Here is a 16,724-nt window from a genome sequence, read left to right on the forward strand (position 1 = left end):
CGGTACCCGTGCCGAAAGTCATGGTCAGAAGTGGTGACTTCTGGGACAGGTATTCGAGCCCGGGCCTCCATAGCGTCGAAGTATGAGCAGCGTCGAACCGGCGATCGTCGCCGAAAACCTCGCCAAGAGCTACCGCCGGACCCGTGCGGTGGTCGACGTGAGCCTCCGGGTCGACGCCGGGGAGGCGGTCGGCATCCTCGGCGCCAACGGTGCCGGCAAGACCACGACGGTCGAGATGATCGCCGGGCTACGCGTGCCCGACCACGGGCGGGTACGCGTACTCGGCCTCGACCCGCGCCACGACCGCGCTCGGCTCCGGCAGGTGCTCGGCGTACAACTCCAGCAGGCGTACCTGCACCACGCGCTGCGCGTGACCGAGCTGATCGACCTGTACCGCAGCTTCTACCCCAACCCCCGCTCCACAGAGGAGCTGCTGAGCATGGTCGATCTGGCCGAGCAGCGGCGGACGATCTTCGAGAAGCTCTCCGGTGGCCAGAAGCAGCGCCTATCGATCGCCCTCGCCCTCGCCGGCCGGCCGCGGGTCGTGATCCTCGACGAGCTGACAACCGGCCTCGACCCGAGGGCCCGGCGGCGGATGTGGGGAACGATCGAGCAGCTCAAATCCGACGGCGTCGCCGTGCTGCTGGTCAGCCACGCCATGGAGGAGGTCGACCGGCTCTGCGACCGGGTCGTCGTCATCGATGCCGGGCGCGTCGTCGCACACGACACTCCCGCGGGTCTGGTCGCCCAGGCGGCGGTCGGCAACCTCGAGGAGGCGTTCGTCGCGTTGACCGGAAAAGAACTGGAGGACGCCGCACATGAGTGAGCGGCAGCAAGCGATGCGAGGTGAAGGCATGAGGACACTCATCGAGGCCCGCCGGCCTGGACTGCGGTCCCTGCTCATACTCATCCGCGCCGAGGCGAAAATGGTCATGCGGGACACGCCTGGGCTGGTCGTCCCGCTGTGCCTGCCCCTGCTGATCCTGCTGACGAGCGCTTCCGCGGCGAGCGGCGAGGTCGTCGAAAACGGACGGACGGCGCTCGACCTGTTCGTCCTGCCGCTCGTGGCCACGATGATCCTCGCGCTGATCGGCATCATCAACATGCCGAGCTTCCTCGCCTACTACCGGCGTTCCGGAATCCTGCGCCGGCTCGGGGTCACCCCCGCCTCGCCGGCCATGGTCCTGGTCGCCCAGGTGGTCGTCAGCCTTCTCCAGTCGATCATCGGCATCGTGGCCGCGTTCGCGTTCGCGCTCCTCGTTTTCGACGCCAACCCGCCAGTCGACGCCGGGGTCGCACTCGGCGTGGCCGTACTGGCGACGGCGGCGATGTACAGCGCCGGCATGATCGTCGCCGCGGTTGCCCCCACGCCGAACTCGGCCGTCGCGATCGGGCTGGTCGCCTTCTTCGCCCTCGGCGCCCTCGGCGGCATGTTCGGCGGGCGGGACGCGCTTCCCGACCCGCTCGCAGAGGTCGGTGGCTGGCTGCCCTTCGGCGCCTCCATCGAAGCCCTCTCGTCAGCCTGGGCCGGCAACACGGTGGAGGCCGCGCAACTGATCGGCCTCGGCGGGACGGTCGTCGTCGGCGTCCTGATCGCCAGCCTGCTGTTTCGCTGGGAGTGACCGCCCGCTCCGCAGGAGGTGCTAACGCAGGCCGAGCAGGTCGAGGGTCAGGGCGCCCGACTCCAGCGCCGCGCGGATGCCGTCCTCCTTGCGTTCCCGTTCGACGGCGGCGTCGATCGCCTCGGTGAGCCGGTCGCCGAGGATCACCACGACGCCGTCGCGGTCGCCGACGACGATGTCGCCGGGGCGTACCGGGGTGCCGCCGCAACTGATCTGTCCGCCCACCTCGCCGGCCTGGTTCTTGGTCGTGCCCTTGATGGACACCGCCCGGCAGAACACCGGGAAGCCCATCGCGACGATCGAGTCGACGTCACGCACGCCACCGTCGATGACCAGGCCGGCGACGCCGGCGCACCGGGCGGCCAGGGTGAGCACGTCGCCCCAGGCGCCGGCCTCGCGGTAGCCCTTGGCGTCGATGACGAGTACGTCACCGGGGCGGGCAGCGGCGACCGCGTGGTGGATGAACAGGTTGTCTCCCGGTGGCACGTCGACGGTCAGCGCCCGGCCGGCCAGGAACGACGACGGGTCGAGCGACTTGATGCCGCTGTCCATCGCGCCGACCTGTCCCTGTGCCTCGTAGATGGTGGCGGCGCCCAGCCTTCGCAGGATCGCCCGGCGCGGTTCGTCGATCGGCTCGTTCACGGTTCCTCCTCCTTGTGGTCGGCGACGGCGACCGGCACGACAGCCGGCATGACATCCGCAGCCGGCAGAGCGGCCAGCACGACGCCGGCAGCCCGCAGCGCGGCGCTGATCCGGCGGGCGAGACCGACCGCCCCCGGGGTGTCGCCGTGCACGAGTAGCGAGTCGCAGCGCAGTTCGATGTCCCGGCCGGTGACGGTGCGGACCACGCCGTCGACGTGCATCCGGCGTACCCGCTCCACCACCTCGTCGGGGTCGGTCAGCACCGATCCGGGCTCGGCGCGGGGCACCAGGGTCCCGTCATCGCGGTAGGCACGGTCGGCGTATCCGACGATCGCCACGCGCAGGCCGCGGACCCGGGCGGCGTCGGCCAGCCGGCCGGGCTGGGTCACCACGGTCATCGCCGGGTCGACGGCGACCACAGCATCCACAATCGACTCGGCGTGGTCGGCGCGTACGGCGGCGAGGTTGGCGAGGCTGCCGTGCGGGCTGACGTGCCGTACGGTCGTGCCGTGCGCGGCCGCGAAGCCGCGCAGCGCGCCGATCTGGTAGATCAGGTCGGTGGTGATCTCGTGGCCGGTCATCTCCATCGCCCGGCGGCCGAAGCCGACCAGGTCCCGAAAGCCCGGCTGGGCGCCGACCGACACGCCCCGGGCGACGCAGGCGGCGACGGTGCGGTCCATGACCTGCGGGTCGCCGGCGTGGAAACCGCAGGCGACGTGGGCCGACGTGACGATGTCCAGCATTGCCTCGTCGTCGCCGAGCCGGTAGGCGCCGAAGCTCTCACCGAGGTCGGCGGAAATGTCCACTGTGGTCACGGAAGTTGCCGCGCGGCGACGTTCAGCTTGTCGTGCGGCCCGTCCGGAACCGTCCGGTTCGGGACGGCCGGACCCGCCGGTACCGGCGCGGACCGCGCCGTCACGGTGCCGTCGGCGATCTCCTCGGCGAAGTGGCAGGCGACGCTGTGCCCGGTGCCGAGCTGGCGCAGCACCGGCTTCTCGGTCGCGCACCGCTCGGGCCGGGCGAACGCGCAGCGCGTGTGGAAGCGGCAGCCGCTGGGCGGGTCGACCGGGCTCGGCGGGTCGCCCTCGACCCGGACCGTCCGGTGCGGCTCGGTGCCGGCCAGCCGTCCCTCAGGGATGGAGGAGATCAACGACATCGTGTACGGATGCAGCGGCCGGCGGTGCAGCTCGGCGGCCGGCGCGAGCTCCACGATGCCGCCGAGGTACATGACCGCGATCCGATCGGCGACGTGGTGCACCACCGCCAGGTCGTGCGAGATGAACAGGTAGGTCAGCTTCAGCTCGTCCTTGAGTTCGCGGAGCAGGTTGAGGATCTTCGACTGGACGGAGAGGTCCAGGGCCGACACCGCCTCGTCGGTGACCACGAACCGGGGCCGCAGGATCAGTGCCCGGGCGATGCCGATCCGCTGCCGCTGCCCGCCGGAGAGTTCGTGCGGGTACCGGCGGGCCATCCCGGGGTCGATGCCGACCCGGTCGAGCATCTCGGCCACCATCTCGGCACGCCGGGCGGCCGGGATTCCGCCCCGGATCTCCAGCCCTTCGGCGACCAGCGACCCGATCCGGCGGCGCGGATCAAGCGACGAGGACGGGTCCTGGAAGATGAACTGGATGTCGCGCCGCAGTTCGCGCAGCCGCTTTCCGCGTACGTGTGTGATGTCCTCGCCGGCGAAGGTGATCGAGCCGCTGGTCGGTTCGAAGAGCCGGACCATGGTGCGGCCGAGTGTCGACTTGCCGCAGCCGGACTCGCCGACGAGACCGACCACTTCTCCCTCGTGGATCCGCAGGTCCACCTCGTCAACCGCGACGACCTGCGGGGTACGGCCGAAGAGCCGGACCGGGCCGGCGCGGAACCGCTGCCCGAGGCCGCGTACCTCGACGAGCGGCGCCCTGTCCTCTGTCATGCCTTCTCCTCGATCAGGTGCCGGCCGCTGTCCGGGGCGCCCGCCGGCTCGGCCAGCCAGCAACGCACGTCCTGCCGGCCGACCTGGAACACCGGCGGCGGAGTGGCGCAGGCGGGCATCTCGTGTTCACACCGGGTACGGAACAGGCAGCCGGCCGGCCGGTCACCGGGCGCCGGCAGCCGGCCGGGGATCTCCGGCATCGGCCGGTCCCGCGGGGTGGCGAAGGTGGGCATGGAACGGACCAGACCCGCCGTGTACGGATGCCGGGGCGCGCTGAGCACGGCGTCGGCCGGACCGGACTCCACGATCCGGCCGGCGTACATCACCGACACCGTGTCCGACGCCTCGGCGATCAGGCTCAGGTCGTGCGAGACCAGCACGATCGCCATACCGAACTGCTCCTGCAACGATTTGAGCAGCGCGATGATCTGCGCCTGGGTCGTGACGTCGAGGGCGGTCGTCGGCTCGTCGGCCAGCAGCAGGCGTGGGCCGGCGGCGACCGCCATGGCGATGACGACCCGTTGCCGCATACCGCCGGAGAGCTCGTGCGGGAACCGCTTGCCGGTGCGGCCCGGCTCCGGGATGCCGACGAGTTCCAGCAGTTCCCGGGCCCTGGCCTTGGCCGGTCCGGACCGCATGCCCTCGTGCCGGCGCAGCACCTGGGCGATCTGCGACTCGGCGCGGTAGACCGGGTTGAGAGCCGTCATCGGGTCCTGGAAGACGAAGCCGATCTGGCTGCCGCGGATGTCCTCGAGCTGGCGTTCGGAGAGCCCGAGCAGGTCGACTCCGTCATAGAGGATCCGGCTGGCCCGGTCGACGCGTACGGTGCCCGGCAGCAGCCGGCTGATCGACATGATGGTCATGCTCTTGCCGCAGCCGGACTCGCCGACCAGCCCGACCGTGGAGCGGGCCGGTACGCGCAGGTCGACCTGCTGCACGAGCGGTGTGTCGCCGACCGCGACCGACAGGTTCTCCACCCGCAGTACGTCGCCGGCGGCGGTCTTGGCGCTCATGCTTTCCTCCCCGTGATCGCCCGGCGCGGGTCGAGCAGGTCGCGCAGCGAGTCGGCGGCCAGGCTGAACGCCAGGATCGTGACCAGGACGGTGGCGCTGGAGATGGCGATGAATCCGGGGTCGGTGACCATGTAGCGCTGGGCGTCGGCGACCATCGACCCCCAGGAGGGTTCGGGCGGCACCACGCCGAGCCCGAGGAAACTCAGCCCCGATTCGAGCAGGATCACCGCGGCCATGGTGAGCGAGATCTGCGCCAGGACGGGGGCGGCGGAGTTCGGCAGCACGACCCGGAACAGGGTCCGGAAGCTGGTCGCGCCGAGCATCCGGGACGCGTCGACGTAGTCGGCGCCGCGTACGGAGAGCACTTGACTGTAGGTGACCCGGGCGAAGTTCGGGATGAACAGCACGCCGAGGACGACGATCAGGGTGCCGGTGCCGGGTCCGCGCAGGGCGACGACGAGCAGGGCCAGGATCAGCGGCGGGAATGCCAGGACGAGGTCCATCGACCGCATCCCGAGCCACTCCACGACGCCGCGCAGGTAACCGCTGAGCAGGCCGATCAGGGTACCGATGACGAGAGCGATGGCGGTCGCGCCGAGGGCGATGGTGAGTTCGGCGCGGGCGCCCCACATGAGCCGGCTGAGGATGTCGCGCCCGAACTGGTCGGTGCCGAGCCAGTGGTCGGCGCTGAAGCCCCGCAACCGCTGCGCGATGTCCTGGTCCAGCGGGCCGTACGGGGCCAGCCAGGGAGCGAGCGCGGCCGCGGCGACCACGACGACGATGACCGCGAGGGAGATGACCGCGGGCAGGTTCCGCCAGGAGACGAAGCCTCTCATCGTTTCCTCCCTCGCGGGTCGAGCAGCGGATAGCTGAGGTCCACCAGCATGTTGAGGCCGATGAAGAGGGCGGCGATGACGATCACGATGCCCTGCACGAGCGGATAGTCGCGGTTCTCCACCGCGCCGACGAGCAGGCCGCTCAGCCCCGGCCAGTTGAACATCCGCTCGATGATCACGGTGCCGCCGAGGAAGGCGCCCATCTGGAGGCCGACCACGGTCAGCACCGGGCTCAGCGCGTTGCGGATGACGTGCGCGACCAGGACCCGGCGCGACCGCAGGCCGGCCGCGGTGGCGGTACGTACCCAGTCCTGGCTGATTACCTCCAGCACGGCGGCACGGGTCATCCGCATCACGATCGCGGTGAACCCGATCGCCAGGGTCAGCGTCGGTAGGATCAGCCGTTGCAGCATGCCGATCGGGTCTTCGGCGAAGGACACGTAGCCGCTGGACGGCAACCACCTGAGCTTCAACGCGAAGAGGTAGACAAGGAACAGGCCGATGACGTACGCCGGCGCGGCGATTCCGGTGCTGACCAGCGCTCGCGCCACGGCGTCCACCGTGCCGCCACGCCGCGCCGTCCAGGCGCCCAGCGGGATGCCGACGGCGACCGCGACCACCGTGGCCGACAGGACCAGCAGCAGGGTACGAGGCAGTCGCTGTACGACGTATGCCGCGACCGGCTCGCCGTCCTGCAGCGAGGTGCCGAGGTCGCCGTGGAGCAGGCCGGTCAGGTAGTCCCAGTACTGCGTGGCGAGCGGCTGGTCCAGCCCGAGGGCGGTCCGCAGCGCGGCGATCGCCTCCGGGGTGGCGGTGCCGCCCTGCCCGACGAGCAGCAACTCGGCTGGATCGCCGGGCAGGACGTGCAGCATCAGGAAGATCGCCGTAACGACGAAGTAGAGCAGGACCAACCCGATGGCGGTGCGCTGGATGAGGAATCGCGCCACGGAAAGCTACCCCTTGGTGACGGTCGCGAAGCTGTATCCGGACTCGTACGTCAGGAATCCGGGCAGGTTGTCGAAGCCGCCGATCGAGGAGGTGTAGCCGTACGCCTGGTCGCGCCAGACCAGGCCGACGATCGGCGCCTGCTCCAGGACGGCCTGCTGGAGCTGGTCGTAGACCTGCTTGCGAGCGGCCGCGTCGGTCTCCCGACGGCCGGCCGCGATCAGCTCGGTGACCTTCTCGTCGGCGAACCCGAACGACCGGTTCTGGTTCGGCGGCCCGACCAGGAACTGGTCGATCGAGGACGGGTCGTTGACGACGCCGACCGAGCCGTAGACGGCGATGTCGTAGTCGCCCTTGGTGCCGCGCTCGACCCGGCCGGCCCAGTCCGGCGAGTCCAGGGTGAGCCGGATACCGACCTTCTCCAGGTCGGACTGGACCGACAGCGCCGCGTCCTGGTGGAACTTGGGCGCGGAGGTGGCCAGCAGCCGGGCCTCGAAGCCGTTGGGGTAGCCGGCCTCGGTGAGCAGCCGCCGGGCCTCGTCGAGGTCCAGCCGCCAGTGGTTGGCGTACGTGTCGTTGTAGATCTCGCTGGACTTCGGCACGGGCAGGCCGAACATCGCGGTGCCCCGGCCTTCGAGCGCGGCGGCGACGATGTTCTCCCGGTTGACCGCGAATCCGACCGCCCGCCGTACCCGCGGGTCGGCGAACGGGCCGCTCGTGGTGTTGAAGGTGAGGAACATGAAGGGGCCGTCACTGGTGACGTCGAGCGTGAGGCCGGCGCCTTCGACCCGCTCGTAGTCGGCCCAACCGACCACTGACACCATGTCGAGTTCGCCCGAGAGCAAGGCGTTGTTGCGGGCCGCCTCGTCGGTGTAGACGTGGAACTCGATCCCGCCGAGCTTGGCGTCGCCGCCGAAGAAGCCCGGGAACCGCTCGACGGTGACCGAGGCGCCCTTCTGCACCGAGACGTGCCGGAACGGGCCGGCGCCGATCCAGGTCGGGTTGGTGGAGCCGAGCGCGGCGACCGGCAGGATGGCCGCGTTGACGTCGGCGAGGTAGGCCAGGAAGGCGGCGTCCGGTCCGGCGAGCGTCACGACCACGGTCCGCTCGTCGGGGGCGGTGACGGACTTGATGCCGCGCAGCACCGACGACAGCTTGGCCGCCGAGTCCGGGCTGGCCAGGAACTCCAGGTTGGCCTTGACCACCTCGGCGGTGACCGGGCTGCCGTCGTGGAACTGCACCCCGGAGCGCAGGGTGAAGGTGAAGGTGGCGTCCTGCTGCTCGTACGACTCGGCGATGGCGGGCACGATCTTGCCCGCGCCGTCGTACGCGACCAGGCCCCGGTGCAGCGCGGCGGTGATCAGCATCTGCGCCGACCCCTGCTGGCGGAAGGCGACCAGCGCGGTAGCGTCGGTGTCGAGCCCGACCTTGAGCACCGCGTTCGGGTCACCGCCGGAGGTGCTGTCACCGTCGCCCCCGCCACAGGCGCCCAGCAGGCTCGACGCGCCGGCACCGGCCCCGATCAGGGCGCCCAGCCGCAGCAGTCCCCGCCGGCTCAGCCGGGGGTTCAGACCGCCGACCGCAGCACTATCAAATTGCCTCATGACTACCCCAATCAGGGAATATCTATCTCTGTACCGGAATATCGTGATGTCTGGAGAGTGCGGCTCTCCCGTGGGCTGAATTTGTGTGATGGCGGGGAGGGCGGTGGCCAGCCGGGGCGCTATCCGACCCGCTGCTGCAACGCGTGGTAACCGTAACGGGCACGGGCCTGCCGCAACGAGGTACCGGTCAGGGCGTCAGCGACGATCCGGTCCTCCCGCTCGGCGATCTCGCGGGCAGCGGCGAGCACGTCCGCCTCCCGGCTCCTGGGCACGGCCAGCACCCCGTCGTCGTCGCCGATCAGCAGGTCGCCCGGCTTGACCTGGACCGTGCCGAGGCTGATCGTCCCGCCGGTCTCGGCCACCTCGACCCGGTCCTTGCCGGTACGCATCAGCCGGCCCCGGCTGTAGATCGGATAGCCGAGGTCGAGTGCCCGCCGCACGTCGCGGGGTACCCCGTTGACGACCGTGCCGGCGATCCCGGCCCGATGCGCGACCGCGGTCAGGATGTCACCCCACACCGTGCAGTCGGTGCGGCCGGCGTTGTCCAGGGCGACGACCGAGCCGGCGGGTACGTCGTCGATGTAGTCCCCCACCGTGCCGGCGGGCACCCCGACCGGTACGTACCGGACGGTGAACGCCCGGCCGACCATCCGCTGCCCCGGGGCGAGCGGCGCCAGCCCGATCGCCGCGCCGAGCAGGCCAAGCCGGTCGAGGGCGTCGGAAACGGTGGCGGTACTCAACGCGCGGAAGCCGGCGGTGATCTCTTCGTCGCTCATCGGGGAGTCTCCTTGAACCTGCTGTCGTGCATCACCTCGGCCACCGGTGTCCCCGACCGAATCGCCTCGGCCATCTGCCGCTCGCGTTCACTGAGCGCCTCCGCGCCGGCGATCGCCTCGGCAGCCCGGTCGGCCGGGACGAAGACGACGCCGTTCGTGTCGGCCAGGACCAGGTCACCGGTTGCCACCGCGACCGCGCCGACCGTGATCGGCTCGCCGTGGTTGGCCTGCACGATCCGCCCGCGGGCCGTGGTCGGGACCACCGCCCGGGCGAAGACCGTGAACCCCAGCTCGGTCGCCTCGGCGACATCGCGGCAGGCGCCGTCGACCACCACTCCGCGCACGCCGCGGGCGGTGGCTGCCAGGGAGAGCAGGCCGCCCCAGCAGGAAACGTCGGTCCGGCCCCCGTTGTCAATGACAAGTACGTCACCGTCCCGGGCGTCGGCCAGCGCCTCGGTGGCGATGTGCTTGCCGGGCAGGTCGCCGCGCTTGGGGATCACCTGGACGGTCACGGCCCGACCGGCGACAGGGCGGCCGGTGCCACTGACCGCGTGGATGCCCGGCGCGGCCGAGGGCAGCCCGAGCCCGTCCAGCACGTCGGAGACCGCGCAGGTGTCCAGGCGGCCCAGCCGCTCGATAAGTTCCGGATCCGCGCTCATGCCCTCTCCCTCGCGACCGCCACGAACCGCAACTGGATCCGGGCGCCGCCGCGCAACTGCTGGACGGTGGTGTGTCGGGCCGGTCGGCTCGCTGGGTCCGGGAACATCCGGACCCAGTACTGGTCGACCAGCTTGCGGATCGACTCGTCGCTGACCAGTACCGTCATCTCGGCCACGTCGTCGACGCTCGCCCCGGCTCGGCGGATCACCTCGGCCACGTTGCCGAAGGCGAGTTCGACCTCCCGCTCGACCTCGCCCGGCCGGGTCCCGTCGGCCGGATCACGGCCGGAGACCGCCGAGCTGAAGACCAGGTTGGCGACCCGGCAGGCCATCGGGATCGGGGTGTCGCCGTGACCGGCCCCGTCGAGGTCGATGGAGACCCGGTCAGACACCAGGGTCTCCCGCCTTCGTGGCGCCCAGCCGGGCCGCCAGCCGGGGGAAGACCTCCAGCGCGTTGCGCTCGTACACCAGGTCGCGGTCGCCGTCGGTCAGCCAGCCGATGCTGTCGATCAGCCGCTTGACGTCGTCGTACCAGAAGCCGGTTGCCGGGTCGCGTTCGCTGCCGGTACCGGGGATCTCGGTGGCCAGCAGGCACCGGTCGGCGCCGACCATGCGCAGCAGGAACTCGACCGACTCCACGTTGTAGAGGGCTGTGTCGAACCAGAACCTGCGCAGGCTGTCGTCGAAACTCTCCCGCTTCGGCTCGTAGCGCACCCGGGTCGCCCGCCACCGACCGATCTGGTACGGCACCGAGCCGCCGCCGTGCCCGCTGATGATCTTCAGCTCGGGGAAGTCGGCGAGGACGTCCGACTCGATCAACGACAGCAGCGCGATGCTGCCCTCGGTGATGAAGTGGTTGCTGTACGACTCGCGGCCGTTGTTGCAGCCGGACGAGTGGAGCAGAATCGGGCAGTCCAGCTCGACCAGCTTCTCGTACAGCGGATACCAGTACCGGTCCCCCATCGGCGGCACGTGTCCCATGCCCTCGGCCGGGTCGGGGTTGACCAGTGCGCCGACGAAGCCGAGCTCGGTGACACACCGCTCCAGCTCCGGCAGCCACTTCGCCGGTTCGACGTCCGGCCCCTGCGGCAACCCGGCGACGCCTTGGAACCGGTCGGGGTACATCTCGACGTGCCGGGCGATCAGGTTGTTCACCTCCTCGGTGAACCACTGGACGATCTTGTGCGGGGTCTGCGCGTGGGCCATGATGTACGGCCGCGGCGAGATGAGCTGAAGCTCGATGCCGACCTCGTCGATCGCTTCCAGGTGCGGCTGGACGACCTGCCGTACCCGGTCGTCGGTCAGCTTCAACGTAGGCCGGCCAAAGCAGCCGCGGTCGGCGAGCAGCCGGGCCTGGTGGCCGTAGACCTCCGGCGGAGCCGTCACGTGCCCGTGGACGTCGATGATCACTTGTCGGTCTCCTGCCTTCAGTTCCAGTACATGAAGCCCATGCCGGCACCGGTGGCCGCGGGCGAGCGGTAGCCGGGCACGTAACCGAGCACGGTCGGGGTGAGCGATTCGAGGGCGCCGGCGAGCGCGATCCAGTTGAGGATCTCGGAGTTGCCCGAGCGCAGGTGCTCGCGGCTGATCGAGCACAGGTGCTCGGTGTCGTTCTTGACGATCGCGTCGAGTACGCCCCGGTCGAGGACCTCGTCGACGACGAAGTGGCTCAGCCCGCCGGTGGCGATGACGGCCACCTTCTGGTCGCCGGGCCAGTCGCGGATCGCGGCGGCGAGGCTGCGGCCGATGTCGTGGCAGCGCCGCGCCGACGGCACGTTCGGCGGGAAGTACGTGTTGACGAACAGCGGGACCATCGGCGTCGTCTCCGGCACGCCAAGCCGGTACCGGATGAAGGTGAAGGCGTGCCCGAGCGGCCGGTCGGGGTGCTGGCGGGTGAACCGCATGACATCGAAGTCGTCCAGCGTCAGCGCGGTCAGCACATGCCGGGAGAACTCGACGTCGACCGGGTAGCGCTGCAAAGTGTCCGCGTGCTGGGCCCAGGCGGCAGCACGCAGGCAGGGCGCCAGCTCGTCGAGCTCCTGCTGGGTCCGCGGCCGGTCGAACAGCTCCGGACCGTCGTAGCAGGCGAATGCCGGCACGCCGTCGTCATGGAAGAGCTCGTGCTGGTCGTCGCCGATCACGACGACGACGTCGGGGGCGGTCTTGGCCAGCAGGTCGGTCAGCGTCTGGATGTGCCGCTGGCACTCCTCGTGCTTGGCCGCCCACACCTCGTCGGTCAGCTGGGCCTCGATGCCGGTCGGGGCGACCGCGAGCAGTTCGTCGTACGTGTGGAACTGGCCGTCGACCCCGATCAGGTTCGGGTTCTTCCGGTCGCGGTTGGCGAAGTCTTCCCACATCTCTGTACCGGTGCTCAACTGCGGGGTGTGGGCGGCCGCGACGCCCAGGACTATCTCAGCCATCGGCGGTGTCTCCTCTGGTCAGGCGGGGCGCCGCTCAGCTCATCGCCCAGTCGGGTGACGACGGCGGCAGGTGCAGGAACGGGTGGTCGCCGTACGGCGCGCGCAACCCGGTGAAGGTGCTGCGGTGGAACACGACCGGTGACAGGTGGGGCGGCCCGAGGTACAGGACCCGGGCCTCACCGAGGTAGAGCAGGTGGTCGCCGGTCGGCAGGATGCTGTGCAGGTCGCAGTCGACGACCGCGAGGCAGCCGGCGATGATCGGGGCACCAGTGGGCCCGGGCGTCCAGTCGACGCCGGCGAAGAGTTCCTCGCCGTGCAGGCCGTTGGTGGCGAACCGCAGGGCGAGGTCGCGCTGGCCGGCGCTGGCCACGTTGACCGCGAACCGGCTGGCCCGCTCGATCAGCTCGGCCGACCGCGCCCGCCGATCCACCGAGATGCCGACCAGCGGCGGGTCGAGCGAGAGCGACACCAGCGAGTTGACCGTCATCCCGTGCGGCCCCTCGTCGGTCTGGAACGTCACGATCGCCACGCCGGTCGGGAACGTGCCGAGCGCGGTGCGGAACGCCCGCGGGGAGACGGCCTCACCGGCCGGGTGCTTGCCCATCACGATCCTCTGATCCATCGCGACCGTCATCGCCGTCAGCCTCGACCGGACCGGTAAAGATCGGCTCCGCCGGCCAGTACACCGTCGAGCAGGCTGGTCCACTCGGCGACGTCGGCGCCGCGGGCGTAGTTGGCGGCGAAGAACATCGGGTCGCCGGAGTGGAACTCGTCGTAGAGCAGGACCCGCTGGCCGACGGACTCGCCGACCAGGTCCCAGGCGAGCTTGAAGACCTGCACCCGTTCCCAGCCCTCGGTGTCGGCGCCGGCGAAGAAGCGGTTGGCGACCTGCGCGCCTGGCCCGGTGAAGTCGGCCAGCGACGGGGTCAGCATCATGCCGGCGCCGCTGAGCCGCCGGATCATCTTGTACGCCTCGGCGTTGAACTCCGGGAAGACCACGTTGTACGCCTGGATCGCGTCGCGGTCCGGTACCCAGTTGCCGTTCGGGGTCTTGGCCGGCTTGTGCTCGGCCAGGTACACGAGCCCTTCGATCGTCTTGAGGAAGGCGACCAGCCGGCCGAGCTTCTCGCCGACGTTGGGGAAGCCGCCGATCTGGATGGTCTCGGCGATCCGATAGGCGAGCGCGGCGGTGAGCCCGGCGCGTACGACGCCCTGCACGGCGGTCGAGTGGTGGGCAAGTGCCAGCCCCTGCGCCATGAACCGCATGGTGGTGGCGGCTTCGAGGTTGTTGTAAAAGAAGACCCGGTCCCACGGGACGAGCACCTCGTCGAAGACGATCAGCGCATCGATCTCCTCGAACCGCGAGCTGATCGGGTGGTCGTACGCGTTACGCACGTCGGTGACCAGCGGCTCGCGGCAGAAGCACTTCAGGCCCGGCGAGTTGACCGGGATGGCGAAGGCCACGCAGTACGCCTCGTCGCCAGGGACCAGGCCGCGCGCGTTCGGCCAGACCAGCAGTTCGTCGGTGAGCGGCGCGGCGGTCGCCAGTTGCTTGGCGCCGGAGACGATCAGGCCGGCGTCGGTCTCCCGGACGACGTGGACGTTCATCGACGGGTCCTTCTGCTGGTGCGAAGGCTTGGACCGGTCGGTCTGCGGGCTGCCGAGGGCATGGGTGAGGAAGAGGTCGTTGTCGCGGACGTACCGGTAGTAGTTGGTGATGTTCTCGGCCCACTGGTCACCCCACTGGCGGAACCAGTCGGCGTTGTCGGCGATGCCGGCGAGCTGGGAGTTCATGATGTCCGGCGAGCGGGAGAGCATGCCGAGGCTGGTGTTGGAGAACAGCCGCAGGGCGTCGCCACGCCGGACCACGTCCTCCGGCGTCTGCGGGAGCAGGAAGCTCACGTCGGCCCGCTCCTCGCCATCACCGGTGGCGTACGTGAGCACGTCGCGGTGCGCGGGGTCGTGCTTGAGGTCGTACAGCGCGGCGTAGGAGTCGATCACCGAACGGAACGGCGCGTAGCTGGTGACGTCCCGGACCAGCCGGCCTCCGATGTAGATCTCCCGGTCCGGCCCGAGGCCGTCGATGTACTGCTTTCCGGTCCTGATCACCAGTCCTCCTTCGCCTGGCCGAGCCGCCCGTGGCTCCCGGCCGGCCCCGTGGCGCGCCGGCGGTGCTGGCCGGCGTCGCATCTTCCGTTCCGATCCATCGTTCCGGTATCCGGCACGCGAACCGGATACCGGAATCTTGATGAACGACCGCCGACCAGTCAAGGGATGAAGCAAAAGATTCTCCGAGCACCGCCGATCACGGTCGGTGACCACTGCCCCGCGCAGCCGACCGGCGACGCACTGCGACCGCGGCGAGCGGACGCGGTGCTACTGTCCGTGCCGTGGAAAGAGCAGCCGTCGACCCCGCGGCACCCCTCGACGGCCGGACCACACCCGCTGGCGACAAGAACATCGTCAACTCAGTACTAAAGGCCGCGAAACTGGTCGAACTACTCAGTGCCCACCAACCGGACATGAGCCTGGCCGAGCTCGCCAGCGCCACCGAGATGACCAAATCGACGACCCGGCGCCTGCTGGCCACCCTCGAGGAGGCCGGCTGGGTCACCCGGGTCGGCGACGGCCGGTACAAGATGACGATCCGGCTCTTCGAGATCGCCGCCGGTATCGCCGACGGCATCGACCTGCGCACCGAGGCCCTACCCGCCATGCGCAGGCTGCGCGACGCGTTCGGCGAAACCGTCTACCTCTACGTCCTTGACCAGGGACGCGCGGTCTGCCTGGAACGGATCGAGGGGACGCGCCCGTTCCGGATCGTGTCGCTGCGCGCCGGCAGCGTCACCCCGCTGACCATCGGCGCCGCGCCGACCGCGCTGCTCGCCTTCCACGAGCCGGAGCTGCTCGACCGCGCCTGGCGCGAGGCGCAGACCCTCGAGCGGCGCCCCTTCGACAGCCTCGGGCAGCTGACCGCACTGCTCGCGAGGATCAGGGTCGAGGGCTACAGCTTCACCGTCGACGACGTCACCGCCGGCGTGGCCGCGATCGGAGCCCCGATCCACGACCTGTACGGCAACACCGTCGCCGCGCTGAGCGTCGCCGGGCAACGCGAACACCTCGACTCCGACCAGAAACCGGCGATGGTCGCCGCGCTACTGGAAGCGACGGGCGAGGTCTCCCGTCGGCTGGGCCACAACTCCGCCCCGCACCGCCGCTGACCGGCCCAGGCTAAGCCTCCTCTTCGGGCCGTTCCTCCTGTCCCGGCTCGTATGGTGAGCGCTGGTCGGCGGGGCGCGTGTCCTTGGCCGACGCTTGCCCGCGTGGAGCAGGGCGCCGCGCCGCCTTCTCCTTGGCGCTTCCGGTGACCAGCGGGTCGTGCCCGCTCCGCCGCATCTCGGGCTGCTGGATGTTGCTCATCGCCGCTCCCCCGGCTGCCGCTCGCCCTTCGGGCCGAGTCCGCGCTCGCCGCGCACGAAGCCCCGCTGGCCGCGTTCCTTCTGCAGGATCTCGTTTGCCACCTCGTCGGCTCGCTTGTCGGAGATGCCCTCGTCGTCGAGCCGCTTACGGAGCCGGGCGCGCTGTACGTCGTACTTGTGGCTGCCCGGTCGTGGTTTGGGCATGCCGCGGAGCCGCGTGCGCTCGATGCTGTACTGCTGGCTGCCCGGTCGTGGCTTGGGCATGATCTGTCCGCCCTCCGTCGTCGGGTACTTCCGTTGGACTACCCGTCACCGGGCCGCCTACACGCCGTGCGCGGCGGTTGCGGGGCGGCGGCCGGGGTACCCGGCGAGGTGTGGTCCATGACGAAGCTGGGAGGCGACAATGGCCGGTCTTGTCCTGCGTAGTCCCGCGTTCAACGATCACGACATGATGCCCGAACGGCTGTCCCGGCAGGGCGGCAACCTCTCGCCGCCGCTGGAGTGGTCCGGTGTGCCGGACGGTACGGCCGAGCTGGTGCTGCTCTGCGAAGACCTGGACGCCGGGCCGGAGCCGTTCCTGCACTGGCTGGTCACGCACGTCGACCCGTACGCCGGCGAGGTGGCCGAGGGACGCGTCCCGCCGCACGGTCGTGAGTGGACGAATGGCTTCGGCGCCGACGGCTGGGGCGGCCCGCAGCCACCGCTCGGCGACGAGCCGCACCGCTACTTCTTCCGCCTGTACGCCCTGCCCGAGCCGCTGGACTTGCCCGACCGGCCGAGCGCGGCGGACGTACGGCGGGCCGCGGAGAAGGACGAGTTGGCCAGCGGCACACTGGTCGGGACGTTCGCCCGCTGACTCACCTCAGC

General features: G+C 70.5%; 20 protein-coding genes. 4 read left to right on the top strand and 16 right to left on the bottom strand.

Going from position 1 to position 16,724, the window contains the following annotated elements:
- The first annotated feature begins 82 nt into the window (after positions 1–82).
- A complete protein-coding gene (locus tag ACFFIA_RS17890) occupies positions 83–826 on the top strand; it encodes an ABC transporter ATP-binding protein (protein WP_377252382.1) in 744 nt (247 codons plus the stop codon).
- Positions 827–854: 28 nt separating this feature from the next.
- The gene (locus tag ACFFIA_RS17895) at positions 855–1,622 is read left to right on the top strand and encodes an ABC transporter permease (protein WP_377252384.1); all 768 of its coding nucleotides are present in this window, start codon (positions 855–857) and stop codon (positions 1,620–1,622) included.
- Positions 1,623–1,643: 21 nt separating this feature from the next.
- Here the strand turns inward: ACFFIA_RS17895 and ACFFIA_RS17900 are convergent, their stop codons facing one another.
- From ACFFIA_RS17900 to ACFFIA_RS17965, 14 genes are all read right to left on the bottom strand, one after another.
- Positions 1,644–2,264, bottom strand: coding sequence for a 4-carboxy-4-hydroxy-2-oxoadipate aldolase/oxaloacetate decarboxylase (locus tag ACFFIA_RS17900; RefSeq protein WP_377252386.1), 621 nt, complete (start codon positions 2,262–2,264; stop codon positions 1,644–1,646).
- On the bottom strand, positions 2,261–3,079 hold the full coding sequence (locus ACFFIA_RS17905) for a LamB/YcsF family protein (protein ID WP_377252388.1): 819 nt from the start codon (positions 3,077–3,079) through the stop codon (positions 2,261–2,263). The genes ACFFIA_RS17900 and ACFFIA_RS17905 overlap by 4 nt, the downstream gene beginning before the upstream one ends.
- Entirely contained in the window at positions 3,076–4,185 is a 1,110-nt protein-coding gene (locus tag ACFFIA_RS17910; protein WP_377252390.1) for an ABC transporter ATP-binding protein, read from the bottom strand. The genes ACFFIA_RS17905 and ACFFIA_RS17910 overlap by 4 nt, the downstream gene beginning before the upstream one ends.
- Complete coding sequence (locus ACFFIA_RS17915) at positions 4,182–5,198, bottom strand: ABC transporter ATP-binding protein (protein ID WP_377252392.1); 1,017 nt, start codon at positions 5,196–5,198, stop codon at positions 4,182–4,184. The genes ACFFIA_RS17910 and ACFFIA_RS17915 overlap by 4 nt, the downstream gene beginning before the upstream one ends.
- Positions 5,195–6,034 (bottom strand): ABC transporter permease, encoded by an 840-nt coding sequence (locus tag ACFFIA_RS17920; RefSeq protein WP_377252394.1) that lies wholly within the window; start codon positions 6,032–6,034, stop codon positions 5,195–5,197. The genes ACFFIA_RS17915 and ACFFIA_RS17920 overlap by 4 nt, the downstream gene beginning before the upstream one ends.
- The gene (locus ACFFIA_RS17925) at positions 6,031–6,981 is read right to left on the bottom strand and encodes an ABC transporter permease (protein WP_377252396.1); all 951 of its coding nucleotides are present in this window, start codon (positions 6,979–6,981) and stop codon (positions 6,031–6,033) included. Before ACFFIA_RS17925 ends, ACFFIA_RS17920 begins: the two co-directional genes overlap by 4 nt.
- A gap of 6 nt (positions 6,982–6,987) precedes the next feature.
- Positions 6,988–8,583, bottom strand: coding sequence for an ABC transporter substrate-binding protein (locus tag ACFFIA_RS17930; protein ID WP_377252398.1), 1,596 nt, complete (start codon positions 8,581–8,583; stop codon positions 6,988–6,990).
- Between the two features lie 119 nt (positions 8,584–8,702).
- On the bottom strand, positions 8,703–9,359 hold the full coding sequence (locus ACFFIA_RS17935) for an RraA family protein (RefSeq protein WP_377252400.1): 657 nt from the start codon (positions 9,357–9,359) through the stop codon (positions 8,703–8,705).
- Positions 9,356–10,018, bottom strand: coding sequence for an RraA family protein (locus ACFFIA_RS17940; RefSeq protein WP_377252402.1), 663 nt, complete (start codon positions 10,016–10,018; stop codon positions 9,356–9,358). The genes ACFFIA_RS17935 and ACFFIA_RS17940 overlap by 4 nt, the downstream gene beginning before the upstream one ends.
- On the bottom strand, positions 10,015–10,410 hold the full coding sequence (locus ACFFIA_RS17945) for a RidA family protein (protein ID WP_377252404.1): 396 nt from the start codon (positions 10,408–10,410) through the stop codon (positions 10,015–10,017). Before ACFFIA_RS17945 ends, ACFFIA_RS17940 begins: the two co-directional genes overlap by 4 nt.
- Entirely contained in the window at positions 10,403–11,428 is a 1,026-nt protein-coding gene (locus ACFFIA_RS17950; RefSeq protein ID WP_377252406.1) for an amidohydrolase family protein, read from the bottom strand. Before ACFFIA_RS17950 ends, ACFFIA_RS17945 begins: the two co-directional genes overlap by 8 nt.
- Positions 11,429–11,445: 17 nt before the next feature.
- Positions 11,446–12,438 (bottom strand): DODA-type extradiol aromatic ring-opening family dioxygenase, encoded by a 993-nt coding sequence (locus ACFFIA_RS17955; protein WP_377252408.1) that lies wholly within the window; start codon positions 12,436–12,438, stop codon positions 11,446–11,448.
- Between the two features lie 34 nt (positions 12,439–12,472).
- On the bottom strand, positions 12,473–13,060 hold the full coding sequence (locus tag ACFFIA_RS17960; protein WP_377252410.1) for a flavin reductase family protein: 588 nt from the start codon (positions 13,058–13,060) through the stop codon (positions 12,473–12,475).
- Between the two features lie 17 nt (positions 13,061–13,077).
- Positions 13,078–14,547: a 4-hydroxyphenylacetate 3-hydroxylase family protein gene (locus tag ACFFIA_RS17965; protein WP_377252412.1), complete on the bottom strand. Its 1,470-nt coding sequence runs from the start codon at positions 14,545–14,547 to the stop codon at positions 13,078–13,080.
- 281 nt (positions 14,548–14,828) lie between these two features.
- Between ACFFIA_RS17965 and ACFFIA_RS17970 the strand changes: the two genes are divergently transcribed.
- A complete protein-coding gene (locus ACFFIA_RS17970) occupies positions 14,829–15,659 on the top strand; it encodes an IclR family transcriptional regulator (RefSeq protein ID WP_377252414.1) in 831 nt (276 codons plus the stop codon).
- A gap of 10 nt (positions 15,660–15,669) precedes the next feature.
- Here ACFFIA_RS17970 and ACFFIA_RS17975 read toward each other — a convergent pair whose 3' ends face one another.
- Both ACFFIA_RS17975 and ACFFIA_RS17980 read right to left on the bottom strand, forming a co-directional pair.
- A complete protein-coding gene (locus tag ACFFIA_RS17975; protein WP_377252416.1) occupies positions 15,670–15,858 on the bottom strand; it encodes a hypothetical protein in 189 nt (62 codons plus the stop codon).
- A complete protein-coding gene (locus tag ACFFIA_RS17980) occupies positions 15,855–16,121 on the bottom strand; it encodes a phosphatidylethanolamine-binding protein (RefSeq protein ID WP_377252419.1) in 267 nt (88 codons plus the stop codon). Before ACFFIA_RS17980 ends, ACFFIA_RS17975 begins: the two co-directional genes overlap by 4 nt.
- A gap of 139 nt (positions 16,122–16,260) precedes the next feature.
- Here ACFFIA_RS17980 and ACFFIA_RS17985 point away from each other — a divergent pair, with 139 nt between their 5' ends.
- Positions 16,261–16,713 carry a YbhB/YbcL family Raf kinase inhibitor-like protein gene (locus ACFFIA_RS17985; RefSeq protein WP_377252421.1) on the top strand — a complete coding sequence of 151 codons (453 nt, stop codon included), beginning with the start codon at positions 16,261–16,263 and terminating at the stop codon, positions 16,711–16,713.
- The last annotated feature ends 11 nt before the right edge of the window (positions 16,714–16,724 follow it).

Origin of the sequence: Phytohabitans kaempferiae, from assembly GCF_042433955.1 — a bacterium.
GTDB lineage: Bacteria > Actinomycetota > Actinomycetes > Mycobacteriales > Micromonosporaceae > Phytohabitans > Phytohabitans kaempferiae.

Excerpts from the sequence above, each read along its gene's own strand:
- ACFFIA_RS17890 (WP_377252382.1), top strand. The coding sequence starts at position 83 with ATGAGCAGCGTCGAACCGGCGATCGTCGCCGAAAACCTCGCCAAGAGC.
- ACFFIA_RS17895 (WP_377252384.1), top strand. The coding sequence starts at position 855 with ATGAGGACACTCATCGAGGCCCGCCGGCCTGGACTGCGGTCCCTGCTC.
- ACFFIA_RS17910 (WP_377252390.1), bottom strand. The coding sequence starts at position 4,185 with ATGACAGAGGACAGGGCGCCGCTCGTCGAGGTACGCGGCCTCGGGCAG.
- ACFFIA_RS17915 (WP_377252392.1), bottom strand. The coding sequence starts at position 5,198 with ATGAGCGCCAAGACCGCCGCCGGCGACGTACTGCGGGTGGAGAACCTG.
- ACFFIA_RS17920 (WP_377252394.1), bottom strand. The coding sequence starts at position 6,034 with ATGAGAGGCTTCGTCTCCTGGCGGAACCTGCCCGCGGTCATCTCCCTC.
- ACFFIA_RS17930 (WP_377252398.1), bottom strand. The coding sequence starts at position 8,583 with ATGAGGCAATTTGATAGTGCTGCGGTCGGCGGTCTGAACCCCCGGCTG.
- ACFFIA_RS17935 (WP_377252400.1), bottom strand. The coding sequence starts at position 9,359 with ATGAGCGACGAAGAGATCACCGCCGGCTTCCGCGCGTTGAGTACCGCC.
- ACFFIA_RS17940 (WP_377252402.1), bottom strand. The coding sequence starts at position 10,018 with ATGAGCGCGGATCCGGAACTTATCGAGCGGCTGGGCCGCCTGGACACC.
- ACFFIA_RS17955 (WP_377252408.1), bottom strand. The coding sequence starts at position 12,438 with ATGGCTGAGATAGTCCTGGGCGTCGCGGCCGCCCACACCCCGCAGTTG.
- ACFFIA_RS17960 (WP_377252410.1), bottom strand. The coding sequence starts at position 13,060 with ATGGATCAGAGGATCGTGATGGGCAAGCACCCGGCCGGTGAGGCCGTC.
- ACFFIA_RS17975 (WP_377252416.1), bottom strand. The coding sequence starts at position 15,858 with ATGAGCAACATCCAGCAGCCCGAGATGCGGCGGAGCGGGCACGACCCG.
- ACFFIA_RS17980 (WP_377252419.1), bottom strand. The coding sequence starts at position 16,121 with ATGCCCAAGCCACGACCGGGCAGCCAGCAGTACAGCATCGAGCGCACG.
- ACFFIA_RS17985 (WP_377252421.1), top strand. The coding sequence starts at position 16,261 with ATGGCCGGTCTTGTCCTGCGTAGTCCCGCGTTCAACGATCACGACATG.